The following is a 20,053-nucleotide window of genomic DNA, read 5'->3' as shown; positions in this document are numbered from 1 at the left end:
GATATTTGTGGCGTGGGCCGCGCGGGCGCAGGAACTCGGGCTGCCGAACTCCTACGACTACGGCGGCATGCGCGAGACCTGGCTGTGCCATCTGCTCACCGACTGGGTCGGCGACGACGGCTGGCTGTGGAAACTGCGCTGCGAGCACCGCAAGTTCAATTACATCGGCGATACCACCTGGGTGCGCGGCACGGTGGTCGACAAGCGACAGGTCGACGGGCGCAACGAGATTCACCTCGAGGTGCGCTGCGAGAACCAGCGCGGTGAGATCACCACACCCGGCACCGCCGTCGTGCTGTTGCCGGCACGGGACCGCGCCGTCGAACTGCCCGCACCACCCGCCCCGGATCTGGACGGCATGGTGGCCCACGAACTGGCCCGGTTCAGCGTCAGCGGTTGATCCGGACCCAGCGGCCGGGACGCGGACAACGCCAGTGGTCGGCGTCCCGGTCGTCGAAACTTCAGTGGCGCTGCGGAAATCGGTCCGGCTGCAGGTTCAATGCCACCAAGGAGCGAGTGCGTCGAGGTGGCGGCGCATGCGGTGCCTGGCGATTCCGGCATCGCCCTGGATGATCGCGTCGAGGATGAGCTGGTGCACGTGCTCGACCTCCTCGGCGGCGGTGTCACCGGGCAGCGGCTGATCGTTTCCGGCCGCGTGGCGGCGGAACAGTTCGGTGATGATCGACAGGAACAACGAAAGCACCGGATTGCCGGCCAAATCGGCCAATTCGGTGTGGAAGAGGTCGGCCTTGCGCGGGTCGTCGGCCGGGCCCTCGGTCGGCCACCGGACTGCCGCCGAGAGACGTTGCGCCACTTCGTTATCGCCGTCGGCGTAGCGGGCGCTCGCCCGGGCGACGACGCCGAGTTCGATGGCATTGCGGACGATTCGCAGATCGTCGGCGGTGACGCCCTCGTATTCGAGGAACAGCGCCATCGTGTCGATGCTGGCCTGCGGTTCGGGTTCGGTGACGACCAGTCCACCGCCCGGTCCGCGGCGCATCTGGGCGACCGCGTGGTATTCGAGCAGGCGGACAGCTTCGCGCAGCACCGCACGGCTGATGCCGTAGCGGGCGAGCATATCGGTCTCCGAGCCGAGCACCATGCCGACCTGCCAGCCGCGCGCGGCGATATCGTCGTGGATCCTGGCGGCGACCACCTCGGCCAGCTTTGCCCGCGGCCCCTCGACCATTTCGGGCTCGATCACATTGCCCGCGACCCGCGGCCCGCGACGCACCCGGTGCTTTTCGATCCATGCCGCCACCGACTCCAGATGCGAGGTCAGATCCGTCTGGGCCCGCGCGCCGTCGCCATCGATGACGGCATCGATGATGGCCCGATGCGCGAAGTCTCCTTGGAGCTCAGTATCTCGGCCTTCGAGAGTCGGCGCGAGGTGTTCGCATATCGTGCGGTGAGCCGGGTCAGCACGTCGATGAACAAGTGCAGCACCGGATTTCCGGACAATTCACCGAGCATCGGATGCAGCGGATCCTGCGACTGAACCTCGGGCTCCTCGGCATGGCGAATTTCGTGTTCGAGTGCCGTGCGCAGGGTATCGATTCCGTCCTCGGTGATCCGCTCCGCGGCCAGCCCCGCCGCGATCGGCTCGAGCAGCAGCCGGGCCTGCAGTAGATCCGACACACTGGTGCCGATGTATTCGAGGTAGATCACCATGGCGCGCGTCGCCGGGCCCGCATCGGGAGCGCAGACGAACAGGCCGCCATTGGGACCGCGCCGCATCTTGGCGACCTGGTGATGTTCCACCAACCGCACCGCCTCGCGCAGCACCGCGCGGCTGACCCCGAAGCGCTCGCGCAGATCCACCTCGGATCCCAGGGACTCGCCGACCGGCCAGCCGCGGCGCATCACATCCGCCTCGATACGATGGGCGATCTGGGCGGCGAGTTTGCCGACCGGTGCGTCGGTCTCGACGGTGGTGAGGTCGGAGTCCTGCCCGCTGTCGGCGGGCTCGACGTCGACGGCAGTCACTATGGGCCAACTCCTCGATGCGTGGCTTTGCGGATCCTCAGTCTACTGGCCGGTTGGCAAAAAGCGCGTGCGACGTGCGGGGAGAAGTGGTGCGTGACGGGATTAGGGCCACTGTTTATCACTCACCGGGCGTCAAGCGCCCAGCATCTGCAATCCACCGCTGACCGCGATCAACTGGCCGGTCATGACCGCAAGAAGGACATCATCGTTCGCGGCGGGGAGAGCATCTCCGCGAAGGAGGTCGAGGACGTCCTCGCGCAGCACCTCGCGGTGGCCGAGGCGGCCGCGGTGGGCCTACCGGATGAGCGCTACGGCGAGCGCGTCTGTGCCGTGGTCGTGTTGCGCACGGACTGCGCGCTGAATCTCGACGAAATCGGAAAGCACTTCGTCGGAAAGCACTTCGCCCGAACCGGTTTGGCACGGCAGAAGACGCCCGAGCGGCTCGTCATCGTCGACCAACTGCCCCGAACGGCCGCGGGCAAGGTGCAGAAGTTCGTGCTGCGCGAGCGGATGCGCGGCCGGCGGTAGCCGCACATCCGCCCGCGATCGGCTGTTGCTTCAGAACGAGTAGGGGCCGAACCGGCCCCACGCGATCACGGCGGCAAGTACGAACAGCACCACGCTGGGCGCGATTTCGCCCCATTCGCTGCGGCGGGCGTGCGTCAGGGCGGCGCCGATCATGATTATCGCGACGCCGACCGCCGCGATCGGGGTGAGTACCGGGACGATTCCGGTGAGCGCGGGCAGCACGAGGCCGAGTCCGCCCACCACCTCGACCGCGCCGATCGCCTTCACCTGCTGGTCGGTGAAGCTCTCGACCCAGGACATTTTGGCGGCAAGTTTTTCGCGCGGCTGGGCCAGTTTCGTGGCCCCGGCGGCCACCAAGACCACGGCCAACAGGCCCTGGAGGATCCAGAGGAAGACGTTCATCGAGAACTCCTAGTCAATCGCTCGACCGGAGGCGGTGAGCGGGCAAACACGAACAGAATCGAAACCGGACTTTACCCCGCTTTCATTCCCGGCGGTAACTTGGAACTCGTGGAACCGACCGCGCTACACCTTGGCCTGCCGCGCAACGAACGCGGCGATGCCGCACGTAATCGACGACATCTGCTGGATGTAGCGCGCCAGTTGGTCGACGAGCTCGGCGTCGAAAAAGTCACCATGGACGGACTGGCCGAACGTGCCGGACTCGGCAAGGGCACGGTTTTCCGCCGATTCCGGACCAGGGCGGGCATCTTCCACGCCCTGATGGACGAGGACGAAAAAGCCTTCCAGCAGTCGGTACTGTCTGGCCCACCACCACTTGGCCCCGGCGCCGACCCGATCCAGCGATTGATCGCTTTCGGCCGAGCTCGCCTGGATTTCCTGTTCGACCACATCGCGATCGCCCGCGCAGCCCTGGACACCAATCAGCCGATCCCGGTCGGTGCGGCCACCATCTCCCAATTCCACATCCGCATGCTGCTGAACCGGGCGCACGTCGATTTCCCCGACACCGACATCCTCGCCGTCCAGCTGACCGCGGCCCTGGAAGCCCCCGTCCTGCTCTACCTGCACACCACGACCGCAGCGGATGCCGCTGACGCGCGACAGCAATTAGCTGATGGTTGGCAGCGGCTGGTCGAACGAATCCTCACCCCGAAACCGGTGGATGCCAAGGTGATTCGATAGCCGACCACCGCATGGTCGCTTGACCTGAACTCGCATTCAGATTTTAGCGTCATGCTCATGATCAACTCCGAACTGTCCGCGAAGACGATTCTGGTAACCGGCGCCACCGGCAATATCGGCAAGGAACTGCTGACACAACTGGTGAAGCACGCCGATGTTCGGGCCGCGACCCGCGACACGGCCGCTGCTGTATTTCCCGCCGGGGTCGAACCGGTCGAGGCCGATCTGCGGCACGCGCACTCGCTGAAGTCCGCGCTCGACGGCGTGAGCTCGTTGTTTCTGGTGTCACGGGTGGACGCCCACCCATGACAGAAATTCACTGTCCCGACATGGGTTAGAGGCTCGAAGGCAAGACCGCGGTGGTGACCGGCGTGGGTGGCGCGCTCGGCTCGGCGGTCGCGCTGCGCTGCGCCGAGGAGGTGTTCGCGATCTCGTCCTCGCCGATCTCAATGTCGATGCCATGGCATCGCTGGCAGATATGTTGCGCGACAAGGGAATTGACGTGGCGACCGAAGGGCTCGACGTCGCCGACGAGTTCGACGCGCTCATCCGGTCCGGGCCGGAGGTCAACGACCGCATCCACGCCTACGGCGGCATCGTGCTGCACGACGTGATCAACAATGTCTTCGCCCGCAAGGCCGTCGACAAGGGCGCCGACGGACTCATCGCCGTGGCGGCGGGCGCGGGCGGTCACGCGGGAACGCAGTCGCCGTTCGCATTGGTCCAGGAGATCCGCAGTTGGTACGACGGACCGCTGGTGCTGTCCGGATCGATCGCGCACGGCAACTCGGTATTGGCCGCCCAGGCGGCCGGTGCCGACTTCGCCTACATCGGGTCGATATTCATCGCCACCGACGAGGCGAACGCGGAACCCGACTACAAGCAGATGATCGTCGATTCGACCGTCGGACATCATCTACAGCAACCTCTTCACCGGCGTGCACGGCAACTACCTGCGCGGCAGCATCATCGCCGCCGGACTCGACCCGATGCGCTACCCGGATCCGACTCCGCGGCAATGAATTTCGCCGGCGGCAGCGCCAAGGATGCGAAGGCCTGGCGCGATGTTTGGGGCGCCGGTCATGGCATCGGCAACGTCGATGTGGTACGTCCGGCCGCCGCCCTCGTCGATCGCCTCATCGCGGAGTACGGGACGGCTCGGGCGCGTCTGTCGGCCGTACCCGTCCATACGTGACGGTGGTGCCAGGGAGCCCCGCACCGATGCTGCGGCGGTCGACCGGTGGTTGGTGAGTCGCGCTGCGTAACTGTCATATCGCTGGGTATGGCGGGTTATGACGGCTACTTGCGAAGAAGGTGAGTCTCTGATGTTGATGGATATGTTCTGGATGACGGTGAACTTCTTGCGTTCCATGCTCGGCATGTGATTACCGACCACATCCACGGCCGGTTCCTGTCGCAATGCGGCGAGGACCGGCCGCTTCATATCCGGTCATAGTGTCAGCACTCCGTGTGATCTGAGGAGTTTGGTGAGATTGGTGCTGACCGATCCAGCCGCCCGCTTTACCGCTTCGGCCACGGCCGGGATTCGCTGGACTTCGGCCACGGTCGCCGCCAGCGCCGCGACGATCTCACCCGCGGGGCCGTGTACCGGCGCAGCCACACAGGCGAGTCGGAATCGGCTCATATCGGTGTCGTAGGCAAGTTCGGTGTCACTGGTCATGGTGACTCGGCGACGCCACTCTCGCGCCGAAAAACCCTCTGGCGGTGTGGGATTCGGATGACCGAAGGTCAACGCCTGTTCGGCGGCCGTGCCCGGCGGCAGCAGTACTCCCGGCCGCAGTGGAAAGATCTCGTCGATCTCGCGTCCGATGCCGCCGATGAGCATGGTGTGTCCCCGGTCGGTCACCGCGAGGCTGAAGCCGCCGCGATCTGATGCCGCGGTCAACTGGCGCAGCGGCCGTGCCGAGGCCGCCCGGAGCAGCCGCGCTGGTTGCCAGGTCTGGCCGAGCCGGAACACCCGGGGGCCGATCTGATAGCGGCCCCCGCGCCGCTGTACCGCACCCTCGGCGACCAACTGGTTGAGCAGCCGGTACGCCGTTGCCTTCGGTAATCCCGCTGCCACCGCCAACCGGGCCAAACCCATTTCGTTGCGGTGTGCGAGCACCTCGAGCAGGGCGAATGCCCCCTCGGACACGCTGCGCCCGCCAATGGTCCCCGTGTTCTGCGTGATTGCTTCGCTCACTGTCTGTCCTCCCGTTCAGATAGTGAGAAGCCTCCGACTTCCAGCTCTCATCCGCGTTTCACCGACGTCTCACGGCGCTGCGGGAACCTCGGGCGATGCCGCAGCCGCGTTCGGGGTCTCGGCGAAATCGGCGAAATGCCAGCTGTTCTGCAATCGCCCCGGTTCGGGCACCTCCGTGCACTTCGATCCGGTCGATGTCATCACGGTGCAGCTGACCGGCTGCAAGACCTGGCGCGTCGCCCCCAACCGCTTCGCGCCCGCGCCGCTGGAGGGCTGGGCGCCGAATGATCCGGTGTCCGCGGTGATGCGCATCTACGGTGAAGGCGAGCCACCATCGGAGATACCCGACGACGCGACCGATTACCGGCTCGAACCCGGTGCGGTACTGCATGTTCCGCGCGGATACTGGCACGAGACCAGTTCCGACCAGGAATCGATCTCGCTGCATATCCTGCTGATCCCACCGCTACGCCTGGACTTCCTGCCGGCCTCGCTCCGCAACGAACTGCTCCGGGAGCAGTACTGGCGTGAATCGGTATACGACCTCGACAACACGCAGTGGCTCACCGCCGCCCTGGACGCCTTCGATGATGCGGTCGCCAGAATCGGCATCCAGGATCTGGTCCGGTCACAGGTCCCCGACTTGCCTGTGACCCCCGAAACCGCCTTTGTCCGAGCCGGGCAATGCGCATTGCACGTCGACACCACCCACGCCGAAACCGCCGGAATCTCCGTGACCGCCTACGGCTTCCGCGACACCTCGACCACGACCGTGCGACTCGACCGGGGCTACCTACCCGCATGCCAGTGGGTGAACCAGCTGCCGACCGGAGTCTCACTGGACGTAGCCGACGTACTCGGCGCGGCACCTGAACTATCCAAAGCGGAGGCGCAGCAACTGCTCGCCTTCTTCGAGCGAGCCCGACTCGTCCGCCGGATCCGGTAGGCGGTGGGGGATCACTATCTCGAATAGTGCCGAGAGGCTATTGACAGGAATCGGGATTGGGGTGCTATACATTAGGGGAGGCTTACCTCTTTAGATGAGGCTAACCTCGTGAAGCGTCCCACTCGCACAATGAGGCATCCGTGTACGTCTGTATCTGCAACGCCGTCTCCGAATCGGACGTGCACAGCTGTGTCGCGGCAGGCGCCAGCTCGACCGCGCAGGTCAAAAAGGCGTGCGGTTGGAAGCCTGGCTGTGGCAGCTGCACTCGTCGCCTTTCGGAGGTCGTCGGCCGAGCCTGTGCGGCCCCCGCCCAGGGCGTCGAGGTGCCCGCTGCATAGTCCGACACGATAGGCCGTCCTTACCGATTCACCGACTGTGAGCTGTGACACCATCACACCCATGGAAGGCGATAAGGAAATCATCACGCTGCTCAACGAGCAGCTGACAGCCGAACTCACGGCCATCAACCAGTACTTCCTGCACGCCAAGATGCAGGAGAACTGGGGTTTCACCAAACTTGCCAAGCACACCCGCCACGAGTCCATCGATGAGATGAAGCATGCGGAGGTGCTTACTGATCGCATCCTCTTCCTCGAGGGGCTGCCCAACTATCAGAAGCTCAACCCGCTGCGCATCGGCCAGACCGTCCCCGAACAGTTGCGGGCCGATCTGAAGATCGAGATGGAGGCCGTGGACCGGCTGCGCGGCGGTATCGAGCTGATGCGCTCGCGCGGTGATGTCACCTCCGCGCGCATCTTCGAGTCCATTCTCGAGGATGAGGAATCGCACGTCGACTATCTGGAGACCGAACTCGACCTGATCGAGAAGCTGGGCGAGCAACTCTACCTGCAGCGTTTTACCGAGACCCCGGAAGGCGATTGACATCGTCACCGGTTCCGGTCCGTCGATCTCGGTGCCCGGAACCGGTGATCGTCAGGTGCCTGCACTCAGCGGATCGGCTGCGTGACGGCGTCGTGCTCGTCGTTGACCAGATGGAATGCCATCGCGAGATCATCGATTACCGCCTGCCACGCGGCCTGGCTGCCCTCGCCGCGCGGATCGCGGGCCAGCGCCAGCAAAGTGGTTGCAGCGTCGACGGCCTGCACCGCGGCGGCCAGTAGCGCGGGCACGGGGGTCGGGGCATTGCGGGAGGCCAGTGTGGCGATGTGGTGACGCAGCCACCGTGCGTCGAACTGCGCCTGCGCCGACACATCACCGACGGCGTCTTGCTCGGCGGTCGCGGCCATCGACCAGTGGCCCATGTACTGCCCAAGTGGGTCCTGGACTACCAAGTCCCGCAGCTCACTACTGATCAAACCGTGTAGCCGACCCGCTAGCTCGGCGCGTTCGACGGGCGGTTCCGCCGACCGGCTGGAAGCGGTTCTTTCCATGTCGGCCTGCAATACCGCCAGCACGGCTCGCAATTGCGCAGCTGTCGCCACCTACGCCCCTCTCCGTCGTTCATTCCGAGCTACCGTTGCGCGACAACACTTCGTGGACCCAAACGACTACTTCGAACCCTCCCGGCACCTCCGTTGCACGGCCGTTCGTGTCGAAACGTCCGCCACCCGACGGTAAGTGCAGACACGACGATACAGAAGCAGACAATCTCGAGCTACCGACAAGCGGCAGCCAATAGTCGCTGTATCTACCGGGGTGAGCGTCGGTTCCGGACATCATGAACATCGTGGACTAGGTATTGAAACCCATGCGTTCAATACTTGAATCCAATCGGTTCAAAAGAAGGCCGCGGGAGGCGCCTCGGGTCGGCAGGTCAACCGGGCGAAATCAATTGCGCGAACACACCTCTGGTGCCTGCTGTCCTGCGGCGGGCCCGTCACGTTAATATTGGGATGATTGCTTTCACTCCGAATGCGGCGCGTCCGCCCGACCGAAGGCTGGTGAGTCCGCCGATGTCGGTATCGATGTTCGATGAGGCGCTTCCACGCGGCGAACGTGATGGAGTCGGTCTGCGAGTCGGTGCGATCATCGACCGGGGCGGGGAAGTGTTGCTGCTCGAGGCCCACAGCACCGGACCGCTCCCGCTGACCCGCAAGCTTCCGGGTGCCACTGTGGAACCGGGCGAATCGGTCTCCGCCGCACTGATTCGCGGAGTCCGCGAAGAGACCGGGCTGACGGTCACCGATATCGGCCGCCACATCGGCGACTTCGACTACCTGTCGCCGGCCGGAAAGCCCGTGCGGCGCTTGCATTTCGCCGTAGCGGTCGCAGCCACCAGCCCGATCGTCCTGTCTGCTCACGCCGATTACGTATGGGCGCCGCTGGACGGTGACCTGCTCGTGACGCCATCCATCCGCGGCATCCTCGAAACCTACAGGGACCTCCTCAGCCGCTGAGTGTCGTTTCGATACTCGATATCGGTTGTGCCCGTGCGCTTTTCAAGCTGAACGCGTCTGTCGGGCACGTCGACGGCCCACACCTTCGCGTCGGCCGTGGGATTCGCGGGATAGGCGACGCTGGACTATCGCTCGCAGGGAGCCGATCGCGGCTGCCGGCGCGTGATGCGACTCGTCGGTTCCCGGCCATTGATGTTATCCACAATTCGTGCGCATCCACGGCCGCCGAGCGGATAGCAACGGCCTGCATGTGTACCGAATGTAGCACGGTTTTTTTCGCTGTTGACCAGCGTGATCGCCTGGCAATAAGTTACTGTGTATTCACAATACTTCGACCTATTGGTCGCTAGGAAAGGGCTGCATGCTCGTCCGCTGCCGGATCGGGGAGGAAACGACAGAACGTACATACGCATCTCATTCGACCGCTACAGACCCGACAACGGAAGGAATCCGATGACCGCAACCGCTGAACCGCTGCCCACCGTGGGGCCACTGACCACCGAGGAAACCCGGATCCATATTCCGGCCATCCATCGCTCGCAGACCAAGCGGCCGCTGAAACTCGCTGACGCACTGGACTTCTGGAATTTCGCGGGTGCCGCGGCCAATGTGGTGATGCAGATGGCGCGACCCGGTGTCGGCTATGGCGTTTCGGAGAGCCGAGTGGAGTCCGGAGCGCTCATGGTGCATCCGTGGAAGCGGGCCAGGACCACCACGCAGTATCTGGCGGTGGCGATCCTGGGCACCCAGGATGAGATCGATGCCTATCGGGAGGCGATCAACGTCGCGCACCGTCAGGTGCGGTCGGGTCCCGATAGCCCGGTCAAGTACAACGCCTTCAACCGTGATCTCCAAAAGTGGGTTGCTGCTTGTCTTTTCATCGGCTTCGAAGACACCTACCAGTTGTTGCACGGCAAGATGAACGATGGGCAGGCCGAGCAGTTCTATCAGACCGCCTCCACTCTGGCGACCGGTGTGCAGGTCACCAAGGACATGTGGCCCGCCACCCGCAAGGACTTCGACCGCTACTGGAACGAGGCGAGCAGCCAAGCCGTCCTCGACGACACGGTCCGCGCCTACCTGGATGATCTGCTCAACCTTCGGATGATCCACTGGTATCTGCGGCTGCCGTTCCGAAACCTGTTGAAGTTCTTGACGATCGGTTTCCTGGCGCCGTATTTCAAGGAGCAACTTCAGGTCGAATGGACCGACGCCGATCAACGCCGCTTCGAACACCTTTTCCTGTTCGTCGGGTTCGTCAACCGCTTCATCCCACGGTTCCTGCGCTTCGCGCCCACCTACGGGCTGATGCGAGACCTGCGTTGGCGCATCCGCAAAAACAAGAGCCTCATCTGAGAGCTCCCTTGCAGGCATCGCCCCTTAATTCTTTGCCTCCCAAGCCGTCTCGTCGAGCGGAAACGTGGGATCGGAGCTGCCTGCATCCGCCGTAGCGTTACCGGCATGGAGAAGGGACTGGATAATCTCGAGGATTTGTCGGCCTTCGAGCTGTCTGATGACGACCGCGAGAGGTTGTTCGAGCTGCAGAACGAATGCACCGTCTGTTGGACCAACAAGGACGGTTGGCCGGTCGGCATGCCGCACTCTTTCGTCTGGTCGGACGGCAAATTCTGGGTCCACACCACCACCAACCGGAAGCGGGTGCGGGCACTGCGCGCCCGCCCGCAGAGTTGCATCGTGGTGTCGAGTCTTGGCACCGAAATGATCGGGGCGATGGTCACCACCAAGACGATGGCGAAGGTTCACGACGGTGATCGCGATCTGGCGCGGTGGCTGCTGCCGTTGTTCTTGGCGCGGGTCGGGATGGCGTCCGACGAGGAATCCCTGCGTCAGCAGACGGAGTTACTCGACACACCGGGATCGGTCAATGGGCGACATCGAGGTCATCGAACAGGTCAAATACGGCTATCTGTATGCCATCGACACCAAGGCATGGGATGTCTTGGAGGACACTCTTACCGAGGACGTCATCGGCGACTACGGCGAAGACGGTCACCAGGGTGGCAATCTCAGGCTTGCCAATCGCGCCGATATGGTCGAGTTCATGCGCTCGGCCCTCGGTGCGGCCGTCCTCACCGAGCATCGGGTGAATCATCCGGAGATCACCGTGCACGGCGATGAGGCGACCGGTCGCTGGTATCTGCAGGACCGGGTGATCATGCTCGAGCAAAACCTGATGCTGATCGGAGCCGCCTTCTGCAACGACCGATATCGGCGCACCGCCGACGGCTGGAAGATAAGTTCCACCGGCTTCGACCGCACCTACGAGGCGACCGTCTCGCTCCAGGATCTGCCGAGCTTAACCGTCAGAACCGGAGTAGCGCTCAATCTTTGACCACCTGCCGCCGACCGGCACGACAACATCCACCGGCACGACGGCCACATCGGTCCTCCCGACAACCACGACGGCTATCGGCAGGACGACAACATCGACCAGCGCAAGGACAACGACACCATCCGGCAAGACGACAACCACATCGGCCCAACGCATTCCGGCGACGACCACAATCACCAAGACGACCGAGAGGAAGCCGGTGCCGCCACCGTCCCAGCCGACGATCGCGCATCCACCGACCACGACTCCGCATCACTCGACCGCGCCTAAGCCCACGAAGGTGCCCCCGAAGACGACGCCACCCCTGCGCACCGAATAGCAAGCGACCCGCATTGGAAGACCCACTGCGACAGTGAATTTCGAGGGACGATGACGAATTCTTATCCGCCCGGCCCGCGCGCTCGGGGGTGATGACAGCGCCCACGGCGCTGCTCGTGGCAGCGGTAGCCGCAATCCTCGCGGGATGCGGTGGCGCATCCGATCCGTTGCCGCCCCGTGCGGGGGAGCCGGTACCGGCGATTCGGCTCGATGCGGTCGATCACCCGCTCGACCAACTCCGTGACTGGGCTCGAGTGCGGGCCGGAAAATACGGGATCCCGGTGCGAGCGTTGCGGGCTTACGGAATCGCGACGGTGGCCATGGCGAAGGCGCAGCCGACGTGCCATCTCGGCTGGGTCACCCTGGCTGGGATCGCCCCGTGCGGAAAGCGATCACGCCCGATTCGGCGGTGCCGCCATCGCCGCCGACGGTCTGGTGCGGCCACCGATCCGCGGCATCGTCCTGAACGGGACCGGCGGCAATGCCCTGATCGTCGAACCCAACGCCACGGCCGGAGCCGGGCGCACGGTGTATGCGCGCGCGATGGGACCGTTTCAGTTCATCCCTGACACGTGGAAACGCTGGGTGTGCGCGCCGGCACAGACTACAACGCCCTCGCCAAAACCTTGGAGACCGGCAAACCTGCGGCCACCAGCGATCTTTCGGGTAGCCCCGACAACATCGACGATGCGGCGCTGGCCGCGGGCCGCTACCTGTGCGCGACCGGCGCTGACCTGGCCACCGCCCATGGCTGGCGGCAAGCCGTCCTGGATTACAACCACTCCACCGTCTACGTCAACCAAGTACGCAGTGCCGCAATCGGTTACGAGAGCTGATGGAGCACGGTATGGACTGCCCTCAGGGTGGTGGCCCAGCGAAATCTCGGTCGGCCGTCGACACGCATTGATGCCTGAGCGCTGCGACGGTCTATCCTGCGGGTACGGCCGAGGATGATGGCGGAAAGCATCCGGGTTGCGCGAGTGGGTGAGTGATCATGAAGACGAGATCGGCGGAGACGGTGAAATGCCGCGGATGTCGCTGCTGGTGGCCTTTGAGTGCGCACAATGTGTGCCATTGTTCCCAATGCCATCAGACGTTCACCGGTGAGAAGGCTGCGACGCTGCATCTGGTTGTGGATTATCGCCACAAACCGCACGTCATCTGCCGCACGCCGCAGAGCGTCGGCCTCGTTGATGCCGGCCGCGACTACCCCTGCTGGGGCTTGCCGCAGAATTAGCCGGTTCTGATTCCCCCGAGCCGGACTACCGGCCGGTCGTGCTTTGGTCCTGCTGGGCGAGGACGAAGGTGCCCTGGCCGTTCGGGTCCAGTTCGGTATCGAGGATCTTGTCGTCCAGGAAGGCGGCGGCTTGCTCGTCCAGGAAGATCCGCGACCCTTCCGCGGTCAGCACCTGGTCCTGCTCGGCCGGACCCGCGGCGATCGCGAGCGACATCGTCTCTGCGCCATCCGTCGTGGAGATCCGCAGCCCGGCATCCGTCGGCGTGCCGTCTGCGGAGGTGATGGTGCGAACTGCCTCGATGGCATTGGGGGTGAGCATCAGCATGTGTCTGGTTCCTTCCGCTGTCGCGGCAGTCGACCGAGGTAAGTGGCGGACTGCATTTCCCGCGGGCTAGTCTCCAGCCCGGATCATGAGCCGGTGGCGTCCTCGGCACCGGCATCCTCCTAGCTTTAACCACGATCTGGCTCGCGCAAACTACTTTTCCGAGCGTCGCAACCGATCTCACGGCCTACACACGAAATCTAAACTTACTCTCAAGTCAACTTACTTCTGAGTTTTCTTACCGAGAAGTAATGTCGGAGGGATTCTGGGTCATGGTGGTTTCGAACCAACCGCGATCGATGGTGACGGCCGGTGGGCAACCGATTTCCGCGCCGCTGCGCGATGTGCGGGTGCTGTCCGAGCGTCGAATCGTTCGCCGAGAAGGTGGCACCGTGCAAGATGCTGTCGACCGAGGCAGCCGGAACCCATCTCGCCGTGGTCGCGATCTGCCTGGAATCGGCGAGCATGCTGCTCGACGGCCGCAAGGAGACCGATCCCTGCAGGCATGGCCCGCTTGGAGAAGGCCGCTGCGGGATGGGCGCGGGAAGGGATCCCGCTCGACAGTGTCCTGCACGCGATCTTCGAAGGCTCGCGTATCGGGCACCGACTCGTCAGCGACGCTAATTCCGCACGAGACTTCGACGGCGCGAGTTCGGCGGTGTTCGTGCTCATCGACGTGCTCGACACCCTGACCACCATCATCACGATTGCCTACCCTCGGGAGCTGCGCGCAGGCGGCAACGATCAGTATGCCGCGGTGCACACGCTGACCACGGCGCTGCTCAGCGGGAACCCCACCGGCGCGATGGCCAGGCACACCGGGATAGCGATTGCGGATTCCTGTGCGGCCCTGGCGACTTCGCTGTCGCCGCAGCCGGAGGAGAACAATTCGCGGATGAGTCGCGAGGTCGTCTCGCGCCGTCGACTCCCGAATTGAGCCGGTCCACCGGGCTGCTGGCCGCGCTGCTGCTGTCGCGATCGGGCGAAGTGCGCACCCTGCTCGAGGAACCGCAGCGGGTCGACGCCGACAGCGACTGGGCCGGACCGGCATTCGCACCACGAAACCCTCCACCGCACAGCGAACCGTGCGGGTGCCGGTGTCGACCGTGCTCGTCGCCGCGGCCGGTGCGCTGCTGCTCACGGCCACAGTCGCCTTCGGCACGCTGTGGGCCGTCGCGCGCGGCAACCTCGCCGACCGCGACGCCGAACAGCGCCAGGCAGAACAGGTCGCCATCGACTATGCCGCGGGCGCGTCGACCACCGACTGCCAGGATTTCAATGCCTGGATCGGCAGACTCGAGGCGAACACCACCGCCGACCTGGCCGCGAAATTCGGCACCACCGCACCGAAGATGCGTGATCTCGTCACCCCGCTGCGCTCGACCTCGACCGCTACTCCCGATGCCGCGATGGTCATGTCGAACAAGGCCGGCGTCTACCTGGTGAACGTCTACCTCACCGTCAGCTCCACCAACGTTCAGACGCCAGGAGGCGGGATGACCCCGGTGGCCTACAAGGTCACCGTGAACAAGAGTGCGGGCTGGAAGATCACCGACGTCGGTACCGACCGTCGCGAAGCGATTTCATGATGTTTGTCCGAAGTAATCCGTTGCTGCTCATGGTCGTTCGCCCAGCGATACCGTGGTAGGTGGAAGGGTTCGGTCAGGCCCAGCGAGAAGCCGGTGGAAGCCAACAAATCTCAGCAAACTACAAGCGAGGGGCGGATCAACCCTCCAGGACCTATTCAACGTGCCGGCAGCAACTCCGCCGTGCCGAGGACTGCAGAGGAGGAGATCGTGACAACGGTTCAAATTCCCGGTCCCGTCGCCGAGGTCATCCGGCGAATGCACGACATCAAGGACCAGCTCGATCCGCGCGACGGCGTCGCGTGCTTCAACAACATGTATTTGCGCGTCACCGAATTGGTCGGTCAACAGATCACTGCGGGATTCTTCGCCGATCCCGAATTCGTCGAACGCCTCGATGTGGTGTTCGCGCAACTGTATTTCGATGCGGTCGACGCCGACAAGGACGGCAAGTGGCCGAATCCGGTCTGGCAGCCGGTCTTCGATTCCCGATCCAACCGCACCGTGTGGCCACTCCAGTTCGCGTTGGCGGGCATGAATGCCCACATCAATCACGATTTGCCGATGGCAGTTGTGATGACCTGCAAGGAGCGGTCCACCACACCCGACACCAAACCGGTGCACGCCGACTATCTGAAGGTCAATGAGCTGCTGGCCAGGATCGAGGCCGAGGTTCGCGCGGAATACGAGCCCCAGTTGCTCCGGCTGACCACCAAGGACGCCGAGACACTGAAGCACATCCTGTGCAGCTTCAGCATCGCCCACGCCAGGGACGCCGCCTGGGCCACGACGCAGTCGCTCTGGATGCAACGCAACAACAGCATGCTCCGCCGTATGACCGAGCGCGGACTCGAAGAAGGCGTCGGCGCCACGGGACGGCTGCTCCTCACACCCGTAGTCCGGCCGCCGAAGTAGACCTCAGCTTGTTCCTTGTCAGCCGGTTCGAAACCGGCTGGCTCGGTTGACGTTTCGCAGGAAGAGCAGCCGGCCGTAGCACGGATTGCGGTGGAGCCCCACCGGGCTCCACCGCATCCTCAGCTGACGATCCCCACCGTCCTGGTCGTCTGCTCAGAACGTGCCGGCCGTCGGCACCGGCTGGAAGAAATTCATACTCGTCGGCGGTCCGGGGATCCCCGCCGCTTGGATTACCCGGGCGATCTTGGGGTTGTTGTCGAAGAACTTGCGAAACGATTCTTCGCTCTCCCATTCATCGATGACGATGATCTCTCCGTCGCCCTCCAGGAATCGATGGTGGAGTCCGCCCATGTTTTTCGCATCCTGGGTGATCTCCTGCAACAGATCCCGGTTGGAATCAAGAGACTGCTTGGCTGCGGACAAGTCGTCGGTCTTGAAATGCAACTCTACGACGACAGCCATTATTGGCCTCCTCGGGTCGTCTTCAGAAGCTTTCTCGGACCGACGAATCATACTGCTGTCGGGCCTCAGCCGTGACCGAAGCGCCACCGTCGTCGAGACGTCGGCAAGAACAATGTCACCGGTGCCGTGAGATGCCGCGAGAGGGTCTGTCTCGAATGTCCGCAGGGCGTATCGCATTTCAGTTCCGCTGTTCCGGTAATCATTTCGATTCGTTCGTGGACTTGATTCTGAACAATTATCGCGATTGCCGACGCTGCTCCTCCGGTAATTGAGTACATCGGGATCTCGTCGGTGTTCGGCCGCAAATGGACGAAGTCCGTGGTGTGTGCCATGGAGACCGGGCACGTCATGGCGTCCAGGGATTTACACCACGACCCCGGCCTTGCCTTTGTCGGCGATACGCTGAGTATTGGCGAAAGGTAAGCGCATGGTGCCCGGTGACCGAAGACATGTCGGTGGGATCGTACTCGGCCGATGACTCACGACGATCCGCTTCGCACACACCATGAGGTGGCAACGACCATCATGGCGGAGTTGGCTGCGGCCGGTTTCGAGGATGCGATGGAGATCGGCCGCGGCGGTTTCGGGGTGGTGTATCGCTGCTGTCAGATCGCGCCGGAGCCCGGTGCCATCGCCAGTGTGAAACCGGGAAACATCATGCGCACCGACGACGGCGAGCCTGCTTTGGCCGATTTCGGGATGGCCCACATCGCTGGTGGATTCCAAACGGCTGCAGGCATTGTCACCGAATCACCGGCATTCAGTGCCCCGGAGGTGCTGAACGGGGATGCGCCGGCGGCGGCCGCGGATGTGTACGGGCTCGGCGCGACCCTGTTCTGCGCGCTGACCGGCCATGCCGCGTTCCAGCGTGGTAAGGGTGAGAATGTGGTGACACAGTTTCTGCGGATCACCGCCCAACCGATGCCGGACCTCCGGGACAGTGGTATCCCCGACGATGTGTCGGTGGTGTGGAGACTGCGATGAGCCGCGACCCTGACGAACGCCCTTCTACGGCGGGCCTGAGCGAGAGCAATCGACAGGTGCAGCGGCGCCACGGTTTGTCGGTTGGTGAGGCGGGCCGGCAGTCGGAATCGATTATCGAGCATCGGCACCGGGAGCCAACGCTGGAGGGACGACGCCCGCCGGCAGCGGGCGCCGAGGACAGTGGTGGCAATCTGCCGTTCGAGCTGACCAGTTTTGTCGGCCGACGCACCGAGTTGTCGGCGGTAAAAAATCTGCTGTCCACGTCCCGGCTGATCACCTTCACCGGAGTCGGGGGTGTCGGCAAGACGCGGCTCGCGCTGCGGGCCGCATCGCAAGCGCGGCGGGATTTCGCCGACGGGGTGTGGTTGGTCGAACTGGCCGAGGTCTCCGATGCCACGCTGCTGGTCGACGTCGTGGCGGCTACCCTGGGCTTGCGGGACGCGGCGCCCGGTCCTTTGCGCGATGTTCTGGTCAAGTTTCTGGGCGCGCGGGAAATCTTGCTCGTTCTGGACAACTGTGAGCACATGGTGGAAGCCGTGGCGAAGTTGGCCGAGGCGTTGCTGCGGACGTGCCCGGACCTGCGGATTCTCGCCACCAGCCGGGAAGCGTTGAATATCGCGGGGGAGGCGGTGCTGCGGGTGGCGCCGTTGACGGTCCCGGATCAGGACCGGGAGCCGACGCTGACTAGGCTGCCCCGTTTCGACGCGGTGACGCTGTTCGCCGATCGCGCCGCGGCAGCCGTGCCGGGCTTCGAACTCGACGAGCACAACAAGGCTACCGTGACCCGGATTTGCGCTCGGCTGGATGGGTTGCCGCTGGCGATCGAACTGGCGGCGGCTCGGATGCGTGCGATGTCCTCCGAGCAGCTTCTGCAACGCCTCGATGATCGGTACGCGCTGCTCACGCGTGGCAGTCGTACCGCGCCGACCCGGCAGCAGACCCTGCGATGGTGTGTCGACTGGGGCTATGAGTTGTGTGCCCCGGCCGAGCAGCGGCTGTGGGCCTGGTTGTCGGTGTTCGCCATGAGTTGCGAACTCGACGCCGTGGAACAGGTATGCGGTGTCGGCCTGGCACCGGACAGCTCGCTCGATGTGCTGTCCGCCCTCGTGGACAAGTCGATTCTGATCCGGGAGGAATCCGACACCATCGTCCGATTCCGAATGCTCGAGACAATGCGTGACTACGGTCGGCAAAAGCTGCGAGAGTCCGGCGAAGACGAGGAGCTGCGCCGACGGCACCGCGACTGGTACCAGCAATTGGCGCTGGACGCCCAGGCCGGGTGGATCAGTGACCGGCAGCCCTACTGGATTGCCCGCCTCGAGCGCGAACTCCCCAACCTGCGCGACGCGCTCGAATCCTGCCTTTCCGAGGACACCGACGAGGCGGCTGCGGCCGGGCTGCGAATCGCCGCCGCGCTGCACGAATTCTGGATCCTTCGCGGAATGTACGGGGAAGGCCGAATCTGGCTCGATCGCGTACTCGCCCACCCCGGCGCGCAATCGATACCCGACCGCATCGGTGCGCTACGCGCTGCCTGCGAGGTTGCCGCGCCACAGGGGGATTTCCCAGCCACCGCCGCCCTTCTGGAGGAGGGGCGATTGCTCGCCCAGCAGGCAGCTACCCCCGCCATCCAGGGACAGCTCGCATACGCTACCGGCATCACCGCACTCGCCAGCGGCGCAGCGGCCGACGCATCCTCCTCCCTTGAACGAGCTGTCGACCTGCTCGGCTCGAACCAGACCGACGAGCTCTACGTCAGTGCTCTGACCATCCTCGCCTGGTCTTACGAACTGCGCGGCCACATGGTCCAGGCGACCGAGCATTACCGCCGAGTACTTACCATCACCGAAGCGCAAGGTGAATTGCTCTATCGCTCTGCCGCGTTGCGCGGCTTGGGCGTTTCCGCGTGGCTGCAAGGCGAACGGGACCGCGCCCAAAGGTTGCTCGAGGCGGCATTGCGAATCAACCGACGGCCGAATAGTCCGGTGTTCACCGCATTCAGCCTCGAGGCGCTGGCCTGGACTACCGCCGACCAGGGCGATACCGAGCGCGCGGCCGTGCTGATGGGGGCAGCCCAGGGAAAATGGCTGGTGGGCAGCAGTGTGCGGGCCGTCCTGCGAAGCATGTCGCGCTTTCATGAGGAATGCGAGCGGACAACACGTCAAACCCTCGGCACTCGCAGATTCGATGGTGCCTTTCGGCAAGGCCGGGAGATGAGTATGGATGCCGCTATCGCCTATGCGCTCGGGGAACAACCCGCCGATGCGGCCTCCGTGTCGGACACCTCCGCGAAATTGACCAAACGCGAGCGGCAGGTCGCCGCCCTCATCGCCCAAGGACTCACCAACAAGCAAATCGCTGCCGAGCTGGTGATCGCGCAACGCACTGCCGAAGGTCATGTCGAACATATCCTGACCAAGCTCGGATTCAACTCCCGCGCTCAGATCGCGGCTTGGACAGCGGACCAAACCGAAGAACACTGATGACGTCAAGGCTGGGCTCGGCAATCCACCGGCGCTGGCAGGAAACGGTCGTGGTGTTGAGTGCTCCGCGAGCGGAGAAGGCGCGGTCGAAACCGCGGTCAGCGACTGTCGTTTCCGCGGCGACACTGGTCAGGATCTGACGAAATCGGCCGTCCGACTGACCCTTCCGGCCTTCGGTGTCGGCCGCGCCGGTCTCCCGGCGTTCAATTCCAGCAGGTCGCAGTCGC

At 64.2% G+C, this 20,053-nt stretch carries 21 protein-coding genes and 2 pseudogenes; 16 read left to right on the top strand and 7 right to left on the bottom strand.

Annotation, left to right across the window (positions count from 1 at the left end; all coding sequences use genetic code 11):
* Positions 1-7 precede the first annotated feature (7 nt).
* A complete protein-coding gene (locus tag ACFYOW_RS07825) occupies positions 8-400 on the top strand; it encodes a hypothetical protein (protein ID WP_387285546.1) in 393 nt (130 codons plus the stop codon).
* A 96-nt stretch (positions 401-496) separates the two neighbouring features.
* On the opposite strand, the pseudogene ACFYOW_RS07820 reads toward ACFYOW_RS07825, so the two are convergent.
* Positions 497-1,890: pseudogene (locus tag ACFYOW_RS07820) on the bottom strand (FadR/GntR family transcriptional regulator).
* A 117-nt stretch (positions 1,891-2,007) separates the two neighbouring features.
* Here ACFYOW_RS07820 and ACFYOW_RS07815 point away from each other — a divergent pair.
* Entirely contained in the window at positions 2,008-2,514 is a 507-nt protein-coding gene (locus tag ACFYOW_RS07815) for a hypothetical protein (protein WP_387285544.1), read from the top strand.
* A 30-nt stretch (positions 2,515-2,544) separates the two neighbouring features.
* Here ACFYOW_RS07815 and ACFYOW_RS07810 read toward each other — a convergent pair whose 3' ends face one another.
* A complete protein-coding gene (locus ACFYOW_RS07810; protein WP_387285542.1) occupies positions 2,545-2,916 on the bottom strand; it encodes a DoxX family protein in 372 nt (123 codons plus the stop codon).
* A 108-nt stretch (positions 2,917-3,024) separates the two neighbouring features.
* Between ACFYOW_RS07810 and ACFYOW_RS07805 the strand changes: the two genes are divergently transcribed.
* The 3 genes from ACFYOW_RS07805 (at position 3,025) to ACFYOW_RS07795 (ending at position 4,855) form a co-directional block, all read left to right on the top strand.
* Positions 3,025-3,660, top strand: coding sequence for a TetR/AcrR family transcriptional regulator (locus tag ACFYOW_RS07805; RefSeq protein ID WP_387285540.1), 636 nt, complete (start codon positions 3,025-3,027; stop codon positions 3,658-3,660).
* Between the two features lie 57 nt (positions 3,661-3,717).
* Positions 3,718-3,969 (top strand): NAD(P)H-binding protein, encoded by a 252-nt coding sequence (locus ACFYOW_RS07800; protein WP_387285538.1) that lies wholly within the window; start codon positions 3,718-3,720, stop codon positions 3,967-3,969.
* A gap of 151 nt (positions 3,970-4,120) precedes the next feature.
* The gene (locus ACFYOW_RS07795) at positions 4,121-4,855 is read left to right on the top strand and encodes an NAD(P)H-dependent flavin oxidoreductase (RefSeq protein WP_387285536.1); all 735 of its coding nucleotides are present in this window, start codon (positions 4,121-4,123) and stop codon (positions 4,853-4,855) included.
* Positions 4,856-5,110: 255 nt separating this feature from the next.
* Here ACFYOW_RS07795 and ACFYOW_RS07790 read toward each other — a convergent pair whose 3' ends face one another.
* The gene (locus tag ACFYOW_RS07790) at positions 5,111-5,863 is read right to left on the bottom strand and encodes a helix-turn-helix domain-containing protein (RefSeq protein ID WP_387285534.1); all 753 of its coding nucleotides are present in this window, start codon (positions 5,861-5,863) and stop codon (positions 5,111-5,113) included.
* A gap of 22 nt (positions 5,864-5,885) precedes the next feature.
* On the opposite strand from ACFYOW_RS07790, the gene ACFYOW_RS07785 reads away from it, so the two are divergent.
* The 3 genes from ACFYOW_RS07785 (at position 5,886) to bfr (ending at position 7,691) form a co-directional block, all read left to right on the top strand.
* The gene (locus ACFYOW_RS07785; RefSeq protein WP_387285532.1) at positions 5,886-6,809 is read left to right on the top strand and encodes a JmjC domain-containing protein; all 924 of its coding nucleotides are present in this window, start codon (positions 5,886-5,888) and stop codon (positions 6,807-6,809) included.
* A gap of 140 nt (positions 6,810-6,949) precedes the next feature.
* Entirely contained in the window at positions 6,950-7,147 is a 198-nt protein-coding gene (locus ACFYOW_RS07780; RefSeq protein WP_084508260.1) for a (2Fe-2S)-binding protein, read from the top strand.
* A gap of 61 nt (positions 7,148-7,208) precedes the next feature.
* Positions 7,209-7,691 carry a bacterioferritin gene (gene bfr, locus ACFYOW_RS07775; protein WP_387285530.1) on the top strand — a complete coding sequence of 161 codons (483 nt, stop codon included), beginning with the start codon at positions 7,209-7,211 and terminating at the stop codon, positions 7,689-7,691.
* A gap of 65 nt (positions 7,692-7,756) precedes the next feature.
* Here the strand turns inward: bfr and ACFYOW_RS07770 are convergent, their stop codons facing one another.
* The gene (locus ACFYOW_RS07770) at positions 7,757-8,251 is read right to left on the bottom strand and encodes a hypothetical protein (RefSeq protein WP_387285528.1); all 495 of its coding nucleotides are present in this window, start codon (positions 8,249-8,251) and stop codon (positions 7,757-7,759) included.
* Between the two features lie 411 nt (positions 8,252-8,662).
* Between ACFYOW_RS07770 and ACFYOW_RS07765 the strand changes: the two genes are divergently transcribed.
* From ACFYOW_RS07765 to ACFYOW_RS07755, 3 genes are all read left to right on the top strand, one after another.
* The gene (locus ACFYOW_RS07765; protein ID WP_387285526.1) at positions 8,663-9,166 is read left to right on the top strand and encodes an NUDIX hydrolase; all 504 of its coding nucleotides are present in this window, start codon (positions 8,663-8,665) and stop codon (positions 9,164-9,166) included.
* 453 nt (positions 9,167-9,619) lie between these two features.
* A complete protein-coding gene (locus ACFYOW_RS07760; protein WP_387285524.1) occupies positions 9,620-10,522 on the top strand; it encodes an oxygenase MpaB family protein in 903 nt (300 codons plus the stop codon).
* 529 nt (positions 10,523-11,051) lie between these two features.
* On the top strand, positions 11,052-11,519 hold the full coding sequence (locus tag ACFYOW_RS07755; protein ID WP_387285522.1) for a nuclear transport factor 2 family protein: 468 nt from the start codon (positions 11,052-11,054) through the stop codon (positions 11,517-11,519).
* Here ACFYOW_RS07755 and ACFYOW_RS07750 read toward each other — a convergent pair.
* On the bottom strand, positions 11,484-11,762 hold the full coding sequence (locus ACFYOW_RS07750) for a hypothetical protein (protein ID WP_387285520.1): 279 nt from the start codon (positions 11,760-11,762) through the stop codon (positions 11,484-11,486). The genes ACFYOW_RS07755 and ACFYOW_RS07750 overlap by 36 nt on opposite strands.
* Before the next feature lie 662 nt (positions 11,763-12,424).
* On the opposite strand from ACFYOW_RS07750, the gene ACFYOW_RS07745 reads away from it, so the two are divergent.
* The gene (locus tag ACFYOW_RS07745; RefSeq protein WP_387285518.1) at positions 12,425-12,673 is read left to right on the top strand and encodes a hypothetical protein; all 249 of its coding nucleotides are present in this window, start codon (positions 12,425-12,427) and stop codon (positions 12,671-12,673) included.
* A 426-nt stretch (positions 12,674-13,099) separates the two neighbouring features.
* Here the strand turns inward: ACFYOW_RS07745 and ACFYOW_RS07740 are convergent, their stop codons facing one another.
* Positions 13,100-13,399 carry a hypothetical protein gene (locus ACFYOW_RS07740; RefSeq protein WP_063038619.1) on the bottom strand — a complete coding sequence of 100 codons (300 nt, stop codon included), beginning with the start codon at positions 13,397-13,399 and terminating at the stop codon, positions 13,100-13,102.
* Between the two features lie 502 nt (positions 13,400-13,901).
* Here ACFYOW_RS07740 and ACFYOW_RS07735 point away from each other — a divergent pair.
* The 3 genes from ACFYOW_RS07735 (at position 13,902) to ACFYOW_RS07725 (ending at position 15,897) form a co-directional block, all read left to right on the top strand.
* Positions 13,902-14,333 (top strand): hypothetical protein, encoded by a 432-nt coding sequence (locus ACFYOW_RS07735; protein ID WP_387285516.1) that lies wholly within the window; start codon positions 13,902-13,904, stop codon positions 14,331-14,333.
* 160 nt (positions 14,334-14,493) lie between these two features.
* Positions 14,494-14,985: a hypothetical protein gene (locus ACFYOW_RS07730; RefSeq protein ID WP_387285514.1), complete on the top strand. Its 492-nt coding sequence runs from the start codon at positions 14,494-14,496 to the stop codon at positions 14,983-14,985.
* Between the two features lie 207 nt (positions 14,986-15,192).
* Positions 15,193-15,897: a DUF5995 family protein gene (locus ACFYOW_RS07725; RefSeq protein ID WP_387285512.1), complete on the top strand. Its 705-nt coding sequence runs from the start codon at positions 15,193-15,195 to the stop codon at positions 15,895-15,897.
* Positions 15,898-16,050: 153 nt separating this feature from the next.
* Here the strand turns inward: ACFYOW_RS07725 and ACFYOW_RS07720 are convergent, their stop codons facing one another.
* Positions 16,051-16,359 (bottom strand): hypothetical protein, encoded by a 309-nt coding sequence (locus tag ACFYOW_RS07720; protein WP_387285510.1) that lies wholly within the window; start codon positions 16,357-16,359, stop codon positions 16,051-16,053.
* Between the two features lie 474 nt (positions 16,360-16,833).
* Here ACFYOW_RS07720 and ACFYOW_RS07715 point away from each other — a divergent pair.
* A pseudogene (locus tag ACFYOW_RS07715) lies at positions 16,834-19,826 on the top strand (LuxR C-terminal-related transcriptional regulator).
* Positions 19,827-20,053 lie beyond the last annotated feature (227 nt).

Source organism: Nocardia sp. NPDC006982 (genome assembly GCF_042869435.1).
GTDB lineage: Bacteria > Actinomycetota > Actinomycetes > Mycobacteriales > Mycobacteriaceae > Nocardia.
The sequence above is the reverse complement of the archived record's forward strand: the minus strand, read 5'-3'. Positions and strand labels throughout refer to the sequence as shown.

Bases quoted from the DNA above. Each gene is read 5' to 3' on its own strand.
- ACFYOW_RS07810 (WP_387285542.1), bottom strand. From the start codon at position 2,916: ATGAACGTCTTCCTCTGGATCCTCCAGGGCCTGTTGGCCGTGGTCTTG.
- ACFYOW_RS07800 (WP_387285538.1), top strand. From the start codon at position 3,718: ATGATCAACTCCGAACTGTCCGCGAAGACGATTCTGGTAACCGGCGCC.
- ACFYOW_RS07795 (WP_387285536.1), top strand. From the start codon at position 4,121: ATGGCATCGCTGGCAGATATGTTGCGCGACAAGGGAATTGACGTGGCG.
- bfr (WP_387285530.1), top strand. From the start codon at position 7,209: ATGGAAGGCGATAAGGAAATCATCACGCTGCTCAACGAGCAGCTGACA.
- ACFYOW_RS07765 (WP_387285526.1), top strand. From the start codon at position 8,663: ATGATTGCTTTCACTCCGAATGCGGCGCGTCCGCCCGACCGAAGGCTG.
- ACFYOW_RS07760 (WP_387285524.1), top strand. From the start codon at position 9,620: ATGACCGCAACCGCTGAACCGCTGCCCACCGTGGGGCCACTGACCACC.
- ACFYOW_RS07755 (WP_387285522.1), top strand. From the start codon at position 11,052: ATGGGCGACATCGAGGTCATCGAACAGGTCAAATACGGCTATCTGTAT.
- ACFYOW_RS07740 (WP_063038619.1), bottom strand. From the start codon at position 13,399: ATGCTGATGCTCACCCCCAATGCCATCGAGGCAGTTCGCACCATCACC.
- ACFYOW_RS07735 (WP_387285516.1), top strand. From the start codon at position 13,902: ATGGCCCGCTTGGAGAAGGCCGCTGCGGGATGGGCGCGGGAAGGGATC.
- ACFYOW_RS07720 (WP_387285510.1), bottom strand. From the start codon at position 16,359: ATGGCTGTCGTCGTAGAGTTGCATTTCAAGACCGACGACTTGTCCGCA.